Origin of the sequence: Selenomonas sputigena, from assembly GCF_026015965.1 — a bacterium.
Classification (GTDB): Bacteria; Bacillota; Negativicutes; order Selenomonadales; family Selenomonadaceae; genus Selenomonas.
Genome location: NZ_CP110383.1, coordinates 567,372 through 587,585, shown reverse-complemented (window position 1 = coordinate 587,585; position 20,214 = coordinate 567,372). Strand labels below are relative to the sequence as shown.

Annotated in this window: 19 protein-coding genes and 1 other annotated feature; all 19 genes read right to left on the bottom strand. The window is 55.2% G+C overall.

Annotated elements, in window-relative coordinates; genetic code table 11:
* Positions 1-25: 25 nt before the first annotated feature.
* The 19 genes from dtd to OL236_RS02700 all read right to left on the bottom strand — a co-directional run bounded on the left by dtd (position 26) and on the right by OL236_RS02700 (position 20,206).
* Positions 26-463: a D-aminoacyl-tRNA deacylase gene (gene dtd / locus OL236_RS02790; protein WP_006192015.1), complete on the bottom strand. Its 438-nt coding sequence runs from the start codon at positions 461-463 to the stop codon at positions 26-28.
* Positions 464-550: 87 nt separating this feature from the next.
* The gene (locus tag OL236_RS02785; protein WP_265071229.1) at positions 551-1,507 is read right to left on the bottom strand and encodes an alpha/beta hydrolase; all 957 of its coding nucleotides are present in this window, start codon (positions 1,505-1,507) and stop codon (positions 551-553) included.
* On the bottom strand, positions 1,504-3,174 hold the full coding sequence (locus OL236_RS02780) for a 2-isopropylmalate synthase (RefSeq protein ID WP_265071228.1): 1,671 nt from the start codon (positions 3,172-3,174) through the stop codon (positions 1,504-1,506). Before OL236_RS02780 ends, OL236_RS02785 begins: the two co-directional genes overlap by 4 nt.
* A 47-nt stretch (positions 3,175-3,221) precedes the next feature.
* Positions 3,222-3,459: a binding site (T-box leader), on the bottom strand.
* 219 nt (positions 3,460-3,678) lie between these two features.
* A complete protein-coding gene (locus OL236_RS02775; RefSeq protein WP_265071227.1) occupies positions 3,679-4,068 on the bottom strand; it encodes a PBECR2 nuclease fold domain-containing protein in 390 nt (129 codons plus the stop codon).
* A 10-nt stretch (positions 4,069-4,078) separates the two neighbouring features.
* Positions 4,079-5,170, bottom strand: coding sequence for a tryptophan--tRNA ligase (gene trpS / locus OL236_RS02770; protein WP_265071226.1), 1,092 nt, complete (start codon positions 5,168-5,170; stop codon positions 4,079-4,081).
* 297 nt (positions 5,171-5,467) lie between these two features.
* Positions 5,468-6,259, bottom strand: a complete 792-nt coding sequence (locus OL236_RS02765; protein ID WP_413777387.1) for a HesA/MoeB/ThiF family protein — start codon at positions 6,257-6,259, stop codon at positions 5,468-5,470.
* Between the two features lies 1 nt (position 6,260).
* The gene (locus tag OL236_RS02760; RefSeq protein ID WP_265071224.1) at positions 6,261-6,563 is read right to left on the bottom strand and encodes an RNA helicase; all 303 of its coding nucleotides are present in this window, start codon (positions 6,561-6,563) and stop codon (positions 6,261-6,263) included.
* A gap of 15 nt (positions 6,564-6,578) precedes the next feature.
* Positions 6,579-7,337, bottom strand: a complete 759-nt coding sequence (locus OL236_RS02755) for an ABC transporter ATP-binding protein (protein ID WP_265071223.1) — start codon at positions 7,335-7,337, stop codon at positions 6,579-6,581.
* 4 nt (positions 7,338-7,341) lie between these two features.
* On the bottom strand, positions 7,342-8,319 hold the full coding sequence (locus tag OL236_RS02750; RefSeq protein WP_265071222.1) for a FecCD family ABC transporter permease: 978 nt from the start codon (positions 8,317-8,319) through the stop codon (positions 7,342-7,344).
* 70 nt (positions 8,320-8,389) lie between these two features.
* On the bottom strand, positions 8,390-10,594 hold the full coding sequence (locus OL236_RS02745; RefSeq protein ID WP_265071221.1) for a TonB-dependent receptor: 2,205 nt from the start codon (positions 10,592-10,594) through the stop codon (positions 8,390-8,392).
* 40 nt (positions 10,595-10,634) lie between these two features.
* Positions 10,635-11,669, bottom strand: a complete 1,035-nt coding sequence (locus OL236_RS02740) for an ABC transporter substrate-binding protein (protein WP_265071220.1) — start codon at positions 11,667-11,669, stop codon at positions 10,635-10,637.
* 3 nt (positions 11,670-11,672) lie between these two features.
* Positions 11,673-12,704, bottom strand: a complete 1,032-nt coding sequence (locus OL236_RS02735) for a FecCD family ABC transporter permease (protein WP_265071219.1) — start codon at positions 12,702-12,704, stop codon at positions 11,673-11,675.
* 22 nt (positions 12,705-12,726) lie between these two features.
* Entirely contained in the window at positions 12,727-13,233 is a 507-nt protein-coding gene (locus OL236_RS02730; RefSeq protein ID WP_265071218.1) for a hypothetical protein, read from the bottom strand.
* A 47-nt stretch (positions 13,234-13,280) separates the two neighbouring features.
* Positions 13,281-14,261: a sugar phosphate isomerase/epimerase family protein gene (locus OL236_RS02725; protein ID WP_265071217.1), complete on the bottom strand. Its 981-nt coding sequence runs from the start codon at positions 14,259-14,261 to the stop codon at positions 13,281-13,283.
* Positions 14,262-14,330: 69 nt separating this feature from the next.
* Complete coding sequence (locus OL236_RS02720; protein WP_265071216.1) at positions 14,331-16,373, bottom strand: TonB-dependent receptor plug domain-containing protein; 2,043 nt, start codon at positions 16,371-16,373, stop codon at positions 14,331-14,333.
* A gap of 4 nt (positions 16,374-16,377) precedes the next feature.
* Positions 16,378-17,109: an energy transducer TonB gene (locus tag OL236_RS02715; RefSeq protein WP_265071215.1), complete on the bottom strand. Its 732-nt coding sequence runs from the start codon at positions 17,107-17,109 to the stop codon at positions 16,378-16,380.
* Positions 17,110-17,112: 3 nt separating this feature from the next.
* Entirely contained in the window at positions 17,113-17,526 is a 414-nt protein-coding gene (locus OL236_RS02710; protein ID WP_006191990.1) for an ExbD/TolR family protein, read from the bottom strand.
* Positions 17,523-18,161, bottom strand: a complete 639-nt coding sequence (locus OL236_RS02705) for a MotA/TolQ/ExbB proton channel family protein (RefSeq protein ID WP_006191989.1) — start codon at positions 18,159-18,161, stop codon at positions 17,523-17,525. Before OL236_RS02705 ends, OL236_RS02710 begins: the two co-directional genes overlap by 4 nt.
* A 113-nt stretch (positions 18,162-18,274) precedes the next feature.
* Complete coding sequence (locus OL236_RS02700) at positions 18,275-20,206, bottom strand: TonB-dependent receptor plug domain-containing protein (protein WP_265071214.1); 1,932 nt, start codon at positions 20,204-20,206, stop codon at positions 18,275-18,277.
* Between the last annotated feature and the right edge of the window lie 8 nt (positions 20,207-20,214).

The window sequence follows — 20,214 nt, the reverse complement described above, 5'->3', positions numbered from 1 at the left end:
CAATCCACATTGGGCGGGGATTCTCTCACTCCGTATCAAAAAGCAGCGTCACAGGCCCGTCATTGACCGATGTGACCTGCATATCTGCGCCGAAACTGCCGTGCTCAACGCGAAAGCCCAGAGCGCGGCAATGTGCCATGAAACTCTCGTAGAGCGGCTCGGCAATCGCGGGCTTCGCGGCCTTGGAAAAGCCCGGGCGGCGGCTCGAAAGGTCGGCGTAGAGCGTGAACTGCGAGACGACGAGGAGCGCGCCGCCGACATCTTCGAGCGCGAGATTCATCTTGCCCGCCGCGTCGGAAAAGACGCGCGTACGACAGATTTTCTCTGCGAGGCGCTTCGCCTCTTCTTCCCCGTCTGCCGGTCCCACGCCCAGAAGGACTAGAAAGCCCTCTTTGATCTCGCCCGTCACTGCACCGTCAATGGAGACGGCGGCCTCCTTCACCCTCGTCACGACTGCCCGCATAAACTCATCCCTTCCTACAGCAAAAACCATGCCAACAGCAAAACACCCGCAAACCCGAAAGTCTAAGCAACGCCCGCCGTCCAAATCTCAATTCGTCCAGCGATCGGCAAAGGCGAATACATGGCGGTAGTAATTCTCCGGATCCTTCGCCTTCGCCGCCGCATGCCACGCGCCCTCGACCGTCAGCACTTCCTTCTGCGGTGCGCTCGACGCCGCCGCCAACTCCTGCATCATGCTGTAAGGTACGAGCAGGTCGGACGTGCCGTGGATGAAGAGCGTCGGCGCCTTCATGCGGCGCACGGCGTCGATCGCCGAGGCGTCAGAGAGCGCAGCGCCCGTCTTCTTGCGGCTCATGTAATCCATGCCGCGCATGATGACGGATGCTGGCAGGTTGAAGCTCTCCATCTTCCGCACGAACATGTCTTCGGCGCTCGTATAGCCCGAATCCTCGATAACGGCGACAAGGTTCTGCGGCACATCGTCCCGCCCTGCCGCGAGAAGCGCCGTCGCCCCTCCCATGGAAACGCCGTGCAGCACGACACGCGCTGCAGGGTCAACCTCGGCGATGCGCGAAACCCATGCGGCAACATCACGGCTTTCGAACGTCCCCATCGTCACATATTTGCCCTCGCTCTTGCCCGAAGCACGCAAATCCGGCGTCAGGACATGATAGCCGTGCTCAATGTACGCTTCGGCATAATCCCACGCATCTGCCTGACTGCGCCCGTAGCCATGCAGCAGCACGACCCAGCGATGACTCGGTGCAGCGGGCGAAAAGTGTGTCGCCGCCAGATGCAGTCCGTCAAAGGAGCGAAGCGTCCAATCCTCGCTCTTCGCCTCAGGCTTCTCTGGCAGATGGACATTGGGGTCGGAAAGACTCGCGGCGATGACGGGCGGCGCCAACGGATCGCTGCCGCTGCCGCGCTCCAAGGCGAGGTCAACGAAGTAACCGTCGACAATATAGACGAAAGCGCCTGCAGAGAGTGCCGCGAGCAAAAGCGTCGTCACGATACTTGTGAGGACGATGGTCACCAGCGTCCTCATTTTCCCGCTTTCATGCGGTTGATGGCGCTGACGAGCGCCATCGCCGATGCCGTGATGATGTCCGTATCCATTCCTGCCCCCCATGTGACCTTGCCGTTCTCCGCCGTGATGCCAATGTATGCCATAGCGCGCGAAGTTGAGCCGATTTCGAGCGCGTGCTCGCTGTACGTCAGATTTTTATAGGAAATGCCAAGATTTTCCTGCAAAGCGTTGCTGATGGCATCGAGGCGGCCGTTGCCGCGCGCCTGGTACGTCACGGGCTTGCCCTCGATTTCCATGTGCACCTCGCCCGCGCGTACGCCGTCCGGCGCCTTGCGCAGTAGGAAATCGACGAGCCGCACAGGCGCATCGACATTGACGTACTCCTTCTGGAAAAGCTCATGCACCTCTTCGGGCAGAAGCTCCTTATGTCCACGATCGGAAACGCCCTTGACGAAGTAGCTGAGATCTTCGCGCATCTTCTTCGGCAAATCAAGCCCGAATTTCTGCTCCAAGAGATAGCCGACGCCGCCCTTGCCCGACTGGCTGTTGATGCGGATGACGTCGCCGTCGTACTCGCGCCCGACATCTTTCGGATCGATATAAAGGTACGGCACATTCCAGAACTTCGGATGCTTCTCCTCGCGCCACTTCATGCCCTTGGCGATCGCGTCCTGATGCGAGCCAGAGAACGCGGCGAAGACCAGCTCGCCCGCATACGGCTGACGCGCGTGGACACTCATGCGCGTCACGCGCTCGTAAAGCTCGACAAGCTCGGGCATATTGGAAAAGTCCAGCTCGGGATCGACGCCGAGCGCGAAGAGGTTCATGGCAAGCGTCACGATGTCCGCGTTGCCCGTGCGCTCACCGTTGCCGAAAAGCGTGCCCTCGATGCGCTCCGCGCCCGCCAAGATGCCCAGCTCCGAATCCGCCACGCCGCAGCCGCGGTCGTTGTGCGGATGCAGGGACAGTCGGACGGCGTCGCGGTACTTGAGATTCTGCGAAATATAGGCGACCTGCATGCCATAGACATGCGGCATCGAAAGCTGCACCGTCACGGGGATGTTGATGATTGCAGGGCGCTCCGGCTTCGGCTGCCAGACGTCGAGCACGGCATTGCAGACCTCAAGAGCATACTCCGGCTCCGTGCCCGTGAAGCTCTCGGGCGAATACTCGAAGCGGTAGTCGGCGCCCGCCTTCGCCGTAAGCTCGGCGAGGAGGTTCGCTCCCTCGACGGCAATCTTTTTGATCTCTTCTTTTGACTTGTGGAACACCTGCTCGCGCTGCGGCACCGACGTCGAATTGTAGACGTGGACGATGGCGTTCTTCACACCGTCAAGCGCCTCGAACGTCTTCTTGATGATATGCTCACGCGCCTGCGTCAAGACCTGCACCGTCACGTCGTCGGGGATCAGATCATCCTCTACGAGGCGGCGCAGGAACGCGAACTCCGTATCGGATGCTGCAGGAAATCCCACCTCGATCTCCTTGAAGCCGATCTTCACGAGCATCTTGTAAAATTCCAGCTTCTCCTCCAAACTCATCGGGATGATCAGCGCCTGATTGCCGTCGCGCAGATCGACGCTGCACCACGTTGGCGCCTTCGTCGGATGCTCCTTCTTGAGCCAGCTCAAATCTATCTCAGGCGGCAGAAAATACTGCTTCTCGTACTTTGTGAAATTCTTCATAAATAACGCCTCCTACATGCCTCTTCATAAAAAAAGCCTTTCATCCCCAAAGAGACGAAAGGCAATGCTTACGTGTTACCACTCAATTTCGCGCCGAAGCGCGCACTTTAACGGATACCATCATATCCTCCTGCTCTAACGGTCAGGCACCGGCTCCGCCTACTCCATGTCGGTTTCAGCGAGCTGCTTCAAGGCGAGTTCGACGGCGCTTCCTCTCCGCTTTCCACCAGCCAGCGGCTCTCTATCCATTCCACGACGCCTACTATTCCTCTGCAACGCATTTGCAATTTGAAGTTATGCTCTATAGGATAGCATATATGTTGTCACTGTGCAAGAAGAAATTTCCTAAAACAAAAGCCGCCCATTTCTGAGCGGCAACCGAGCCAAGAAAACATCCGGCAGGCGTGCCATGCCCCTGCATCTCTCGGGTTTCCCCTGTCATGCCATCGGCGTGTGGTCGACACGAAATTTACCACCTCAGATGTTCTCTTCTCTACTTTCATCTTATATGATACTCGCCTTTCTGTAAAGGATTTTTTTATTTCGCAAATATTTCTCCCATTTCTTGCCACTTAATACATGATAAGTAATAATTGAGTTCTTCCTCTTCGAATTATCGCTCACCACGGCTAATCGCAAAATGAGATTCAAACGTTTTCCATCGCTATGAAATTCCTTCAAAATCATTGCCGTATGTGGAAAAGCAGATGCCAATATATAGTCTGGATTCATAATCGCTTCTGCCAAGCGCTCCTTGAATATGAGAAAATCATTCCCATGCTGAATCCGAACATGTGCCATCCGCTCTTCAGTAAATACCACTTCATCTGACTGTATATTCGCCTCAACGAGAGAAAACAGAGATTTATCCAGATTGCAAACGTGATGGATCATCAAGCAGCCCCTACGCCTCGCTTGTAAACCGCTTTACCTGCTCAGCGATCAATTCCTCGTCTTGGAAATAGTTGATCTTCATCGCCGCCTTCATCGCTTCGAGCGTTGCGGCGGCTTTTTTGCGCGCTTTTTCGCTGCCTTCGGCGAGCACGGCATAAACAGCGCGGATGTCTTTTTCAAGCTCCTTGCGGCGTGCGCGGATCGGTGCCAGTTCATCTTCTAATACCGCGATGAGGAACTTCTTGACCTTGACGTCGCCGAGGCCGCCACGGCTGTAGTGCGCCTTCAAGGCATCGAGATTCTCGTACTCGGGCAGGAACTTCTCGAAATGCTCGGGACGCGAGAATACGTCGAGATAGGTGAAGACCGTATTGCCCTCGATCTTACCGGGATCTTCGACGCGGATATGATCGGGATCGGTGTACATCGACATGACCTTTTTCTTCACCTCCGCTGCCGAATCGGAGATGTAGATACCGTTGCCAAGGGACTTTGACATCTTCGCCTTGCCGTCCGTGCCGGGAAGACGCATCGCCGCCTTCTGCGAGGCGAGCAGGCTCTGCGGCTCGACGAGCGTCTCGCCGTAGACCTCGTTGAACTTGCGCACGATCTCGCGCGTCTGCTCAAGCATCGGCTCCTGATCTTCGCCCACGGGGACGGTCGTCGCCTGAAATGCCGTGATGTCCGCCGCCTGGCTGATCGGATAGGTGAAGAAGCCCACAGGGATGCTCGTCTCAAAGTTGCGCATCTGAATCTCCGCCTTGACCGTCGGATTGCGCTGCAGGCGCGAAACCGTCACGAGGTTCATATAGTAAGCCGTCATCTCGAAGAGCTGCGGCACCTCAGACTGCACGAACATCACGGTCTTCGCTGGATCAAGTCCGCATGCCATGTAGTCGAGCGCGACTTCGATGATATTCTGACGAATCTTCTCAGGATTGTCCATATTGTCGGTCAATGCCTGTGCATCGGCGATCATGATGTATATTTCATCGTACTCGCCCGAATTCTGCAGCTCAACGCGCCGCTTGAGCGAGCCGACGTAATGTCCGAGATGAAGCCGCCCCGTAGGACGGTCGCCTGTCAATATGATTTTCTTCACGATAAAGCCTCTTTTCCTTTGATTTGCCAGAAAGTGCCGAATGTATGCGTACTTCCAAACTCACCCTTTATTTTACCATGAAGCCCCAAGAGGTCAAGTCGAAGACGCAGACCGATTGGCTAGGCTTCTGTAAGGGCGACGCACAATGTCCACAAAGTGGACGTTTGTGCGTGTAGCTTGCTATGAAAATCCAAGAGGTCAAGCCCGAAGGGAAGAGCGCGAGGCGGCGAATGCACATCGCCATGTACATTCGCCGCCTCGCTCTGCCTTGCGATATTTTCCTTCATCGCTTCACAATCAAACGTTCCTGCATGCCGTGCACGATTCATTCCGCTTTGGCAACTCCACTTCACGAAATTTCATCGTCAGCGCGTCGTAAATCAGCAATCGCCCGACAAGAAGATCCCCTATGCCCAGAATATACTTGACAGCCTCGACCGCCTGCAAAGATCCCATGACGCCTACCGCTGCGCCCAGAACGCCGATTTCGCGACTCGTCGGCACTGTCCCCTCTTTGGGCACATCCTCAAAAATGCAGCGATAGCACGGGCTTTCTCTTGGCAGGACGGTCATGATCTGCCCGCTGAATCCCGTGATTCCCGCATGAGAAAAAGGCTTATGCAGACGCACGCAGGCGTCATTGATGAGAAACTTCGCAGGGAAATTGTCTGTGCAGTCGAGAACAAAATCATAGCTGCGATCACAGAGAATATCCTCGGCATTGTCCTCAGAAAGTCTCTCCCGATAGACGTTAACGCGCACCTCAGGATTGAGCGCGGCAAGCGCCCTCGCCATCGAATCCGCCTTCTTCCTGCCCACATCCGCTGACCGATGCGCGATCTGGCGCTGCAAGTTGGAGAGATCGACAACATCATCGTCGACGACGCCGATCTCGCCGACGCCCGATGCCGCGAGATACATCGCCGCAGGCGAGCCAAGCCCGCCCGCGCCGACGATCAAAACCTTTGCGGCGAGAAGCTTTTTCTGTCCGACTTCCCCAACATCTGCCAAGAGCATCTGGCGCGAATACCGCTCGCGCTCTTCCTGCGTCAGCAATCGTTCTTTCAAGTCCGCTTCCTCGCCGCCCATTTCAGACGGCAACGACCTTGACGACGTTCGCGCCGAAGGCTTCCTTCAAGGCTGGCAGGCACTCTTTCACAAGCATCGTGCGCTCGCGCGCCGTGCGCACCGTGAGGAGGAGCGTCGTGCCGCTCTTCGCGAGATTCTGCAACGGCGCAAGGTACTTCTTGTAGCCCTCTTCCCCGAGGATGCCCTTCGCACGCGAAAGTCCTTCATGCACCTCTGTGCGAGCCGCAGGGATGCGCTCCTCGATCGGACTCATCTTTTCCGCCGTCAGATGTGGATTGTTCAGCAGCCATTCCTTTTCCATCATAGTGGATTCCTCTCCTTACAAACGATACGAAATAACGACGGCATCGTCATCAAGTTCTACGACGCGCGCATGAACCTCGTAAAGCTCATAGATGAACTTTTCCGTCAGCAACTCCCTCGGCGTCCCCTCCCGAATGATATGACCTCGCCGCATGGCAATCAGACGATCGCAGTAAGCGGCGGCAATATTGAGGTCGTGGATGGCGGCGATGACCGTGAGGTTCATCTGCCGCACGTTTTCCATGACCTGCAGCTGATAGCGGATGTCCAAATGATTCGTCGGCTCATCGAGGATGAGACACGGCGTCGACTGCGTGAGCGCACGCGCGAGCATCACGCGCTGCTGCTCGCCGCCTGAGAGCGTCGCAAAGGAGTTCTTGGCGAACCTCTCCATGCCCGTGAAAGCGAGGTACTTGTGCGCGAGGGCGAAGTCCTCTTCGTTGTAGCGCTCCAATATGCCCTTGTAGGGGCTTCTGCCCATAAGCACGACTTCGAGCACCGTGAAGTCAAATCCCGTGCTGTGATGCTGCGCGAGCACAGCCTGACGCATCGCCGATTCGCGCACCGAGAGATCACGCAGTTCATCGCCGCCCAAGAACACCTTGCCCAATTCCGGCTCCAGCACGCGGTAGATGCACTTCAAGAGCGTGCTCTTGCCGCTGCCGTTCGGTCCGATGATGCCGACAGTCTCTTTGTCCTTGACTGCGAGATTGATGCGCTCGATGATTTTCCTGCCATCGAGAGATTTCTCCAGATCTTCTACACGGATTTCCATGGCCTCACCCTTTCCCAAATCCATAGGAGCGACGAACTACCAAATAGAGGAAAAACGGTCCCCCCACCAATGCAAGCATAACGCCGAACGGTACTTCCACTCCGGTAAAAAGCGTGCGTCCCAGAATATCCGCCCAAACACCGACGATGCCGCCCAAAAGCACAGACATCGGCAACATGACCCAATGATCTGCCCCAAAAAAGGTGCGGCTTATATGCGGCACGATGAGCCCAACAAAGCCGACGATACCTGCATTGTAGACGATGAACCCGATCAAGAGCGCCTCTGTCGCAAGAAGCACGAGACGCCAATGTCTCGCATCAAGACCGAGTACGACGGCGTCCTCCTCACCGAGCAGCAGCAAATTCAGCCGCCGCGACTGTGCGAGGAAAAAAACGCTGAGGAACGCAACAATCACGAGGAGCACAAAGATATTTTCCCATTTCGTATTCGCGACATTGCCCAAGAGCCAAAAGGAAAAGGACTGCATCCCCTCCTTACTGCCGCCGATGAACACGATGAAAGATGTAACGCTAGAGCAAACGGCATGAAACGCCATGCCTGCGAGCAACAGTCTTGTGCTCACATCCTTCTTCCCTGAAGAAACCATCAGGAGGACGAGCAAGGAGATGAGAAATGCTCCTGCGGCGGCAAAGATGCCAATGCTCTGTGCACCGAAAATCGCGCCTGCACCAAAAAAGATGGCGACAGCAGCACCGAGCGAGGCACCGGACGATACGCCGAGAATATACGGATCGGCAAGCGGATTCGCAAGGATCGCCTGCATAACGACGCCGCAAACGGCAAGCCCCATACCTACGGCCGCGGCCAAAACGACGCGCGGCATACGCAGGTTGAAGATTGTATCATCAAGTGGCTCGTTGCTCTGCCATGATGCCGGGAAATCCGCAAGGCACGCAAGAAGCTGCTGCCACGAGATTTCCAAGTAACCAAGTTTCAAGCCAGCGACGATAGAAGTCACAAGAAACAAAGTGAGGCTGACAGCGATGAAATACAGGCGATACCTGCTTTTTCTTCTTCGCATGGGCGGCTTAAAGTTCAAAGCCAGCAGAGAACATAAACGTGCGCGGTCCACCGACAATCAATGAACTCTGCCCAGTGCGCGGCTGCCAATATTTTTTATCCGTCACATTATAGCACATAAGACTTAAAGTCACGGGCACTTGCTCCCACTTCGTCTTCCATGTTGCACCGAGATCAAGCGTCAGATGAGCGGGCACATCGAGCTCTTTATAGGACGCGTCTGAAGATGTAAAGAGCTTCGCCGAGCTCATGTAATTGAGTCTTGCAAGCATGGAAAGATCCCGCTGCGGCTTATAGATGGCAGCCAGCGTGCCTGACCATGGAGCAGCGCCATTTACACTCTTTCCATCGAATCTACCCGCCGTCGTCTTTTCCTGCTTCGCATTGAGATACATCAGACCACCGACAAGCTCCCACTTCGGAGAAATCGCTCCCGATACCATGTATTCGACACCCTTGTTCCGCTGCTCGCCATTGCGCGTCAAGCGCTGTCCCGCTGCCACATTTTCAATAGCATTGTTCGCCTGCTTGATCTCGAAAAGGCTCAGGGTCTGCAAAACCTTTTTATTTTCCCACTTCACGCCAATTTCATTCTGCTTCGTCTTCGCGGGAGCAAGCACCTCGCCTGCATTGACATAACTCGAACCGACCAAACTTCCCGTACTGAAGCTCTCCGCATGGTTCGCATACGCCATCAGATGCGGAGTGAACTTGTAAGTGATGCCAAAGGTCGGGCAGGTCGCATCGGAATTGACGCTCGATGTGATCTTTCCCGTCGTTTTGTTATAACTGTCCACCGTAGCGCTGTGACCATGCAAACCAAGCGTCACAATGAGTTTCTTATTTGGCGAAGTCAGCGTGTCAATGATATGCCAGCCACGCAAAGCCGTATCGCTTCCATGCGGAGCAACAAAGTCAGGCGTGCCCGTATATGTTTGCGTGGCAATACCGCGATAGATATTGCCGGTAACGCCGGCGCTGAATCCCGGTTTCTGTCCGCCGTAGTTCGCCTGTGAGATGCGGTCGAGGCTCAAGACATAGTCGTTTTTGACTTCACCTAGCTTGAAATCACCGCGAATACCGATGCCCAAATAGCGATTGTACGTTTCAATCGGATAGTTCGAGAAGCCGATGGTGTAATCACCGAGGTTGTTGCCAACTTTAACCGTACCATCCACATAGCCGTACCAGTTCAGATGATGCCATGCGGCATTGATGAAGAGCTTTGCATGATCGCTGAGCTTCTCCTCATGGTTGAGCGCGGCGAAGATACTGTCGTACTCATTGTACGCCCAATTCGGCTTCAGATTACGGCTGCCGTCGATGGCAGACGGCAGTGATGTGACCGCATCCTGGAATGTAATACTCCACATGCCTGCCGTATGCTTCGTATGTGTATAACCCAAGAGAAGATTCGTCTTGCTATGGCTGCTCTTCTGGTCGAGGTTGACAAAGATGTTCTCCTGCTTCAGTTTCTCACCTTGCGTAGACGTGCCGCCGGAAATATTGTTGGCATTGATGCGCAGACCCATCTCATTATTGGCACCGAACCGCTTGCCAAAGTCGATGCTCTCTTCCAACGAGCTGCGTCCTGAAAATGTCAGCTTCATATCAAGATTCGGCTTCGTCTGCGCCTGTTTCGAAGTGATATCGACCGTGCCGCCTGCGTTATCCCTGAACGAAGTGCTGTTCGTACCAGAGCCGGGACCTGCTACCACCGTCACGCTTTCTGCAAAGAGCGTAGGAATGTTCCCTTGGAAAAACATCGCTGGAATACCGTTGACGTAATAAAAATGACCGCTTGCATTGAAACCGCGAATCGAAATGTCGTTGTAGAGATTGCTCGTGCTTGAGCGCACAGACGGATCAAGCGTCAGCACATTCGTCAGCGCCTGCCCGGGAAGCGAAAAATCTTCGAAGGATTTATGCCCGAGCGTCACCGCATTAAAGGATGCATCCATGACATCCTGCTTGCCGAGAAGCCCCACGCCTCCCCTACCGCTGACTCTGCCGCCTGCATAGCCGCGCCGTGCACCCTCGACAACGGTGTCTCCAAGCTCATGTGCATTGTCATTCTCTGCAGTCTTCGCAGCGTCTTTATTGACAGCTTGTTGATCTGCTGCAGCACATACAGGGAAGGGTATTAAAAATGTCGATGCAAATGATGCAGAAAACACTCCCAGCAAAATCTTCTTCGCCAAATCCGTTTTCATGAAATTCTTCCTCCTAAAACATTTGTTTCTAAAATCTTTCTTAATGTGGATCATCCACCCACGGAAATTCCTGCGGATATATGCACTGCGCCATATAGCGCAAACCGTCCGCCGTACGTGCCAACGAAGAGTAGGTGTAGCGCAACGGTATGCTGTAAACGCGATGATTTTTCACGCATTTGAGCTGTGCCAATGCCGGATTTTCCGTAATGCGCACGCGACATGCTCCATAGTCAGTATGACTGCAGACGACGAAAAGCACATCAGGATCCTCTTGAATGATTTGTTCGAAACTGATAACCGGCGGCGTCGTCGGTACATCAGCGCCGATGCTCGCCGCCATATCACCAGCCAACTTCGTCCTGTCATAGGATATCAAACTGCTCAAAAACTCCACAAACATCACCTTCGGTTTTGGTTCATTCGCGGTCTTTTCGCGGATTTCCCGTATGGTTTCCCTTGTTTCCCAGACAATTTCCGCAGCCCGCTCTTCTTTGTGGAAAATTTTTCCCAAGCCTTCGATATACTGCATTTCCTTCTCAATTGTTTCAGGATAAATATGCTTCGACGGTGTATTTGTGTTGTATGGCACGAATGTTCTGATGCCGCGCCGATTCCAATAGTCCGTATCGCGCAAACGCGCTTGCGTGAACTTATCCTGCTCCGCTACAATGACGTCGGGGCGCAGCGAGGATATATACTCGACGTTGATGTACGCCCGCGTCTTTTGCGGTACCTCAGCAAAGCGCGCCGCATTTTCGGGGCGCATGTTCTGCCCGCGATCATTCGACTTGAACGCCATGACGATACGATCTTGGATGCCAAGCGCCATGAGCGCCTCCGTTTCCGTCTCACCGATGACAACGACACGCTGCGGTACTTCGTCAAACGTCTGAATGTTTTTCCCTTTGACAAAGTAATTTTCAATGCGCAGGTTTTCCACTTTAATGGCATCTTCGCTTTTTCCCGTACGACTTTGTTCCATCGACTCCATATTCTGATGTGTGCAGCCACTGAAAAAAATCGTACAAAAAACCGACAGATACATGCTGATTTTCAAAAATCGTTTTCTCATCTCTCACCTCCCAAAGCCATACCTGCGACTGCAAAGCAGTCCGAGAAACACCGGTCCGCCGAAGAGCGCCGCCATGATGCCGATTGGCACATCCATGCCGGGCAACAATATGCGCCCCAGCACATCCGCCCAACAAAGGAAGAGTGCACCGAAGAGCGCACTGAAAATCAGCACGCGGCGATGGCTGCTGCCGAAAATCCTGCGGACGATATGCGGCACGATCAAACCGACAAAGCCGATCATGCCCGTTTCATATACAATGATGCCGACGATGGAGGCACTGAGCATGACATAAGCTTGTCGATAGCGCTGCAATCGCAGTCCCATCGTGAGCACGGTATCATCATCGAGCAACAGCAAATCCAAGATTTTCTGCTGCGTACAGAAAAAGACGACACCGAGCAAGACAACGACGGTCAAAATCAAAAGGCCGTGCCACTGAATCTGCAGAAGGCTTCCCATGAGCCAATAAGTAATCGTCTGTATGCCAGCCTCATCTGCCGCCAATGCGACAAAAAGGCTGATGCCAGCTGAACAGATGACATTGAGTCCCATGCCAATAAGAAGCAGGTGAAACGAATCCTTCTGACGACTGCGTGAAGCAAACAGCAAAATGAGAAACGATGCAACAAGCGCTCCCAAAAAGGCAAACACACCCATGCTGTCCTGTCCGAGCACATGGCTCAATCGCAACGCTACAGCCGCTGTCGCCCCCAGTCCTGCACCTGACGAAATGCCGAGGATATAAGGATCTGCCAACGGATTGCGAACGACGGCTTGAATGACGACACCGCACACCGCGAGTCCGGCACCTGCAAAACAGGCAGCAAAAAAGCGCGGCAGACGGAGCTGCCAGATCACATCGCCAAGGATGCCCTGCGTCAGAGGATTCGCGAGCATCCCTGTCATACGATGTATAAGAATCGCTGCCGTATCGGACAATGGGATGTTGATAACGCCAGTTCCCAAGGCCGCAACAAAACCAAGGCAGAGCAGGAGTACAAAAAAACTATATTTGAAAACATCCTGCCTCATGCCATGATTCCTCCATTCTCTTTTAGCGCTGCATCAAACCGACCTTGATGAAGGCGATCTTACCGTTCTTGACACCGAAGGTCAGATAGTGAAACGGATTGTCTGTCTGCCAATACGTGTAGTAGTCGTAGCCTGGCATACGGTGTTTCTTATGCTTCGTCGAGTCGACTGCACCCGTGCCATAGATTTTTTGCAGGATCGAAGCATCCATGCCGACAGTCACACCTGCAGGCGTCGCCCAGCCATTGTTTCCCTTGACGAGGACGGACTTCACACTCATACCATCCGCCGATGGCACGATCTTCACGGTGTCGCCGTAGCCGAAGAGATGCTCGACGTAATGCGACTGCACATCTTTCATCGGTCCGTAAATGCTCTCCACATAGTCAAGTGACATTCCCGGCTCCACGCCGCCAAGCGACATATCCTGCGGCGTGATCCAATCAAGCCCTTCCGCACCGCATACGGCACTTCCAGCGGCGAGAGTTGCGCCCAGCAGCAAGCTTACAGCAATTTTCTTCAACTTCATAAAAATGCACTCCTTCTCCTAGATAAACAGCAAACTTACATCCCTCTTTATTCCGATGCATCACCTCCCCAAAGACTGTTTTTCTGCTTCTTCACCTTCTTCTGCCACTCCTCCCACGAGGAAATCAGAAACTCATGCACGAGGAACTCGGGCGCGACCGCCTCGATCAGGCGACGCACAGCTGCAGTCTCGAATGGCTCGTGGCGATCGACTGCCGAGACGTAACGATACCCCTCCTCAAAGGACAGTGTCCGCATCTCCTCCTTCTGCGCCTCAACCATGCTCCTTTGCACGAAATCGCCCGAAAGTGATCGGTGCAGATGCATGGCAAAGATCCTTTCTCGCAAAGAGCCGAGATTTTCCACCTTTTGCAGAATATATCGGACAGCTTCATCCTCATTCGTCAGACTCGTATTCGTATTCATCATGTGGCCCGTGTCGAGCACGAAGCCTGTGCGTTCATGATGCGTCTTTTCGATCAGACGCGTGGCGAGCTTCGGCTCGGTCAGCGTCAATCCCGGCCACCAGAGGTTTTCATAGAGCAGCAAACACTCCTCAGGAAGAACATCCGCGATGGCGTTCACCACTTCCGCTGCAGCGTCAATGACCTGCACCGATCCATAAGCGAAATGGCGGCACTTCATCTCCCAGCTGCGCGCATTCGCTACATGAAAGACGACATAACGTGCCCCGACACGCGCCGCCGTGCGCATGTTCTCGCGCCAAAGCGCGAGCCACTCTGCACGATTCTCCCCGAAGACGGCAGCGACGTTCTCTCTGCTGCCAAACTCCTTTTGCAGTTCCTCTTCATTGCCCAGCCAGAAATCGAGCCAGTTTGGCCAGAAGCGCAGATGCACGCCGTGAACCGTTTCCGTAGGAAAGAAAGCCGGATCGCCATAGCCCGTGACCATCAACTCGATGCCTGAAAGGCCGCCCTGCTGCAAAAGTGCAGCAAGGAGCGACGGATCACCGTCGAGGACACCCAGCGTATCGCACGCATGATCCGAGATGTTCAAAAGCTCCTGCACATCTCTTCCCCCTGTCCGAAAGCATCGAAGAATGCGGATGCTCCGTGCCGCCCTCTCATCGTTAATTTCTCAAAACGTATAGTTGCAGCTCAGCATGAAGTTCGTCGGCGCAACGCGGTAGTTCGCACCCGTATGCGATGTCACATCCGCGCGGTCGAGCACGTTTTCCACGCTCAGGCGAATCTCGCTTCTTTCGTCGGGATGGTATGCCGTACTCCAACTCGTGAGGAAGTACGGCTTGCACGCATAGGCCGGCTTGCTCGAAGGCGACTGCACGCGGCCTGCGAGGTAGGATCCTGTGAGCGACGAGCTCCACTTGCCCTTCTTGTAAAGCACGCCGCCCGTAAGCTGCAGCTTGCCGAAGGTACGCTGCCAGTCTGCGCCCTTGCTGCCCTTCGTCTCGGGATTCTGCCATGTGACTCCCCAGTTCCACGAAAAGCCGTGCTTTCCTTGCGTCTCACACGAAAGTTCCAGTCCCGTGTTGCGAAAATCTTCATTCGTGTATTGGTACCTGTCCTCCCGCGGTTTCCAAGTCGCCGTGATGTTGTCCTTGACGTCCATGTGAAAGAGCGCCGCCTTCCACGTATGTCCTGCGTGCTTCGCCTTCCAGCCAATCTCGTAGGTAACGCCCGTCTGAGGCTTCAAATCCGGTGCGGGCACGAGGCGGCTGCTCGCGCCGTACATCTGCGCGAATTTCGGCATGATGAAGGACTGGCTGACGGAAAGATAGAGGCTATTTTCGTGGTCGAGCTTGTGCAGCCACTGCCCCGAAGCGCTGAAATTATGATAGTTCTCATCGCGCATCGCCGCTGTCGTCCACGTCTCACGCATGCCGAAGATGCCCGTATCGCGCTCTGTGAACTTCTGCTCCCATTGTCCGAACACGCCCCAGTTGTTTCGCATATAGCTCGCGGGGTTCTTCGTCGACGGCGCAGGAAGCGCCTTGTAGAGTTCGTGTTCCAAGCTGAATCCGAGCACGGCGGTCGCTTTCGGACTTAGCTTCCATGTGCGCTGCAGATCGACGCCGTACGTCGTATTGCGCTCACGCGTGTTGTACCAATCGCCGGGCGTTTTCGCACCCGTGCGCGAAATCTCTGTCGGCCCCTTCGCTTCCACCGTCCCCGTATTGAAATAGAGGCTGCCCTTCCACGCATGATCGTGGTAATTGAGCTGACTCACGTATTGCTCCGTCGTGTAGGTGCGTGCATGGAACGGGTCGCCGAGGCGCACGCCCGAGGAGGTTCGATCCACGCGGTCGACGAAGCGCAGATAGGTCGCTTCCGTCTTGTAATAGCCGAAGAGGAAATCAAGCTGAGGATTGATATGATATGTCAATCCCGCGCTCGTCTTCTCCACATCGCGCAAGTCGGTGCGCGTCGAGCCGTTGAACTTCGCAGATATGACATCTGTCTCGGCAAGGCCGTTCAGATGCCCCCACTTGTCGTAATTGTAGTAGACGCCGAAGCGCTCGTCGCCTGCGCTCACGCCGTACTGGCGCTGTCCGAAATTGCCGAAGCCGACATGCGCCGCATTGCTCGCGCCCTTCTTCGTGATGATGTTCACGATACCGCTCATCGCTTCGCTGCCGTAGAGGACGGATCCCGAGCCTTTGACGACCTCGATGCGCTCGATTTGGTCGGCAGGGATCTGGTCGAGGTTGTACTTGCCACGCCATGAGATGGGACTGCCATTCATGAGTACGAGCGTGCCGCTCTTGAAGCCGCGCACGTTCAGCTCGTTGTTCATCGTTCCCATCGAAGCACCGGAAGGGCCGAAGGATTTGTAGGCGAAGCCGTTGACCTTGGCGAGCGCGTCCGCCGCATCGGCGGCGCCGCTCTCCTTGATGGCCTCGCCTGTGATGACCACGGTTGCCGCCGGCACGTCAATGTCGCGCTTTTCGCGGCGCGTCGCCGTCACGACGGTATCTTCGAGCGCATGATCGTCTTCTGCCGCTGCGACAGGCGCAGCAGAAGACTCTTCCTTTGCTGCCTCACTCGTCTGCTGCGGCATTTGCGCCGCCCAAGCGGGGGCGGATGTCGCCATAAATGCAGCCGCGATGGCGAGTGTGAGCATCTTCTTTTTCTCGCTTTGCAAAATATATCCTTCTTTCATAAATTTAGTTCAAACGGAAATGAAACGTCTTCGTCCAGACGCCGCGCGCACCGCCGTCACCGGGATTGAACGTGAAGCGGTAGCCTGCCGCTACCGCCGCACTGTCCATCTCGGCGTAGCCCGAGGACGAGATGACGGCGACATCTTCGATCGAGCCATCGGAAGCGACGAAAATCTTGATCGTGACGCTGCCCTCGACGTCTTCCTCAATGAGGTCAGGCGGATAGTCAGGGCGCGCTTCCGAGCGAAGGCTCGCCTCAATGCGCTCCTTGGGCGGCGGCGGAGGTGGCGGGGGTGGCGGCGGAGGCGGAGGCGGCGGCTCAGACTGACTGACTCCCGTACCCTTGCCGCCCGTGCCCGGTCCTTTGCCATCGCCGACTCCCGTGCCGACGCCTTTCCCTTCACCGCCTTGTCCCAGGGGATTGCCCGCATGTGCTTCTCGCTTCTGACTCGGCTTGTCCGGCTCCTCGGGAGGTTTCTGCTCGATGGGAGGTAAAGTCTTGTCGGGTATCACAACCTCATCGACGGCCGGAGTCGCTTCCACCTGCGGCGGCGAGCCGCCGCCTTCACTCCCCTCATCCTGCACCTCGTCGTAAATGACGACCTCGACGTTATCGCTCTTCTCTTTCATCGTCGCCACGGAAAAGACCCCGACAGCTGCCGCAATGAGGAAGATGATGAGATGTACACCGAGAGACGCGAGGAGAGCCTTGTATTTATCCCTCGTATTCTCCATACGTCACTTGCCCCCTGCGCTTTCACCGGCAAGGCCGAAGCGCGTGATGCCCGCGCCCTTAAACTTGTCGAGGAGTGCATAGACCATGCCATAGTCGATATCCTGGTCGGCGCGCAGCACGAGGGAGAAGTTGCCGTTCCTCGCGTTCTCCGCCTTGGCACGCTCAAGAAGCGTCTTTTCCGCGATGGGCTGATCCTCAAGGAAAAGGCTGCCGTCCTTCTTCATCGTGACGACATAAGTCACGCGCATCTGCGTTTCTACATTTGCCGCCTTCGGCATATTGACGTCGACAGTCTTGAGATTCACCATGTAGAGCGTGCTGAGCATGAAGAAGACGAGAAGGAAGAACATGATGTCAATCATCGGGATGATGATGATCTCGGGCTTGTCGAAGCCCCTCCTGTCCCTGAGCCTCATCGCGCCGCCCCCTCATTGGAAGAAAGCGCATCCTTCGCACCCTCGACAAGTGAGAAGCACTGCTCCATATCCGTCACAATGCTCTCAATGCGCTGCGTGAAGTACGCGTGCACGGAGAGCGCGATGATGGCGACACAAAGCCCCATGGCAGTCGCGATCAAAGCCTCGCCGACGCCGCCCGTGATCGCCGTCGCCTGTCCCGACTGAAGGTTGAACACGGAAAATGCCGAGATCATGCCGCTGATCGTGCCGAGAAGTCCCAGAAGCGGCGCCATCGTCACGATGACGCTCAAATAATAGAGACGCTTCCTAAGCTTCGACAGCACGATGCCCGACTGAATCTCCATGTAGGAGGAGACGCGAGACGAATCCTTCTTTACGAGCTTCATCGCCCCGAAAAGAATGTTGGCAAGCGCCCCGCGATGATCTTCGGCAAGTTTCCTCGCCCCCGCAAAATCATCGTTCGCCATGCACTGATAAAACTCCCGCGTAAAGGCGCGTCCTGTGTCCATGCGCGAAAAGTACATCGCACGCTCGATGCCGATCGTCACGACGAAGATCGAGCAAAGGAGCAGCACATACATGATGGAGCCGCCCTTGTGGAAAAACTCTATGCCTGTCATAATTGCGTCCATGAAAAAATCCTCCTGAAATTACATAAAATGATGGCATCGACAACAACCGAAACGTATGAGAAAGGCGTCTCCTGTCAAAATGCGGGCAGAAGGCGCCATTCATCATGCAAGCGTCAAAACGAGCAGGTAAGGCCGATTTGGTAAAAGCGACCCGTGCCGGGATAGTAGGAATTTCCTAACCAGCCAGAAGACAACTTGCGCGTATAGTATTCCTCATCCGTAAGATTGTTGATGCGGAAGTACGCCGTCATGTTCTTTTCAATATCATAGTTGACATTGAAATCCCAGATGGCATAGCTATGGTCGAGGTAAACGGCTTCATCAAGCCCCGTGCCGATACGTCCGAGGATATTCGCCTTCCATGGCCCCTTCGCATAGTGCAGGCCGAGGCGATAGCCGTTCGGCTGACTGTTGCCGTTCTCCCAGACAAAGCCGCGCCCCGCGCCGGCATCCACTTCCGTGCGGATATACGAATACCCCAAGTCATAGCTCCAAGCATCATCGAGCCGTTGACGGAAGGAAAGCTCTATGCCGCGCTTCTTTTCCTTATTGACGTTGGAAGGAGTCCAACCGGAAGGACCGTTCGCCCAGCGGATGGCATCATCCAAGTGGCTTTCAAAATAGCTGATGCCCATGCTCGTCTTGTCGTTGAATTTGTGATTCATACCAACCGTTGCCGTCCAACCTGTTTCCGGCTCAAGGTTTGGGTTGCCATGCAGTCCATATGCGTCGTTATAATAAAGATCGTCTGCCGTCGGCGCCTTGAACACCTTGCCCCACGAAGCATAGAACTGCGTCGCATCATCGGGACGATAGTTCAGCGCTGCCTTCGGCGTCCAATGCGTGCCGAACATGCTGTGATTGTCGACGCGCACGCCGGGCACAAACGACAGTTTGCCGAGCTTCATCGTGTCCTGCACGTAGAGTGCTTTATTGGTAATGCCCTTACCTTTATAGTGTCCTTCGCTTTCATTCGAGGAATCGCTCTGATGCCACTCTGCACCGGCAATCAGCGTATTCTTATCATCGAGCTGCCAGCCGTTCTGGTAGTCAAAGCCCCAAAGGAGCGCATTGAACTCCGAGCCCTGTGTCGCGGTCTTATAGTTGTTAAAGACGCGCAGGAAGCCCGGCGCCGCCGTACCTTCCTTGAAGCGGTAAGAAGCGCTGACATTGTTGAACACCTCCGTCAGCTTACCACTCGATGTGGATGACGCTCCTGTGCTGCTATACTGCGCCGCATTGACCGAGCGATGACCGTAGTAGATATGCGCCGAGCTGCGCTCGTCGATCTTGCCGTCGAGACGCACGGAGAAGCTGCGGTTGCGGTAGTCGCTGCTGTTCATCGTATAGCCCGAGCCTCTGTAGTTGTAGTCGAAGTTGCCGCCGTTCGTCATGGCGCCCGTCACGAACCAGCTGTAGTTGCCGTCGGTGCCCTGATTCGTCAGCTCGATGCTGTGCGTCTTCCACGAGCCCGTGCTGAGGTCGACGGTCGTCTCGTTCTTCACGCCCTTCTTCGTGATGATGTTGATGACGCCGCCCACGGCATCGCTGCCGTAAAGCGCCGAAGCGCCGCCCTTGACGATCTCAATGCGCTGGATGTTCTTCATCGAAGGAATCATATTGAGATCAACACTGGAACGCCCTGTAGAAGTCCCCTGCTCATTATTGAGCCTTTCTCCGTCCACAAGAAGAAGCACTCGGCCATCCCCATTGAGACGCACCAATTCCTGCTGCTGTCCGCCCATGCGCGTGACGGTCACGCCGTTCACATGCTCGACCGCCTCGCCGACGGTCGCATAGTGGTTCGCGGCGATTTCCTTCGCCGTGATGACCGTGACGTTGGCAGGCGTATCCATGCGCTCCGTCGGTATGCGCTCCGCCGTCACGACGGTCGCGCCGAGATCGTTCACTGCATTATCCGTCGCTTCATCAGCCGCGTCGCTTTCTGCCGCGAACACTGGTGCACAGCAGAGACTCGACGCAAAAAAAGCCGCCAACACCTTCCTTGTCAAACAATCCTTGCCGTAGATTTTCTTGCTCTTCATGCTCTTTT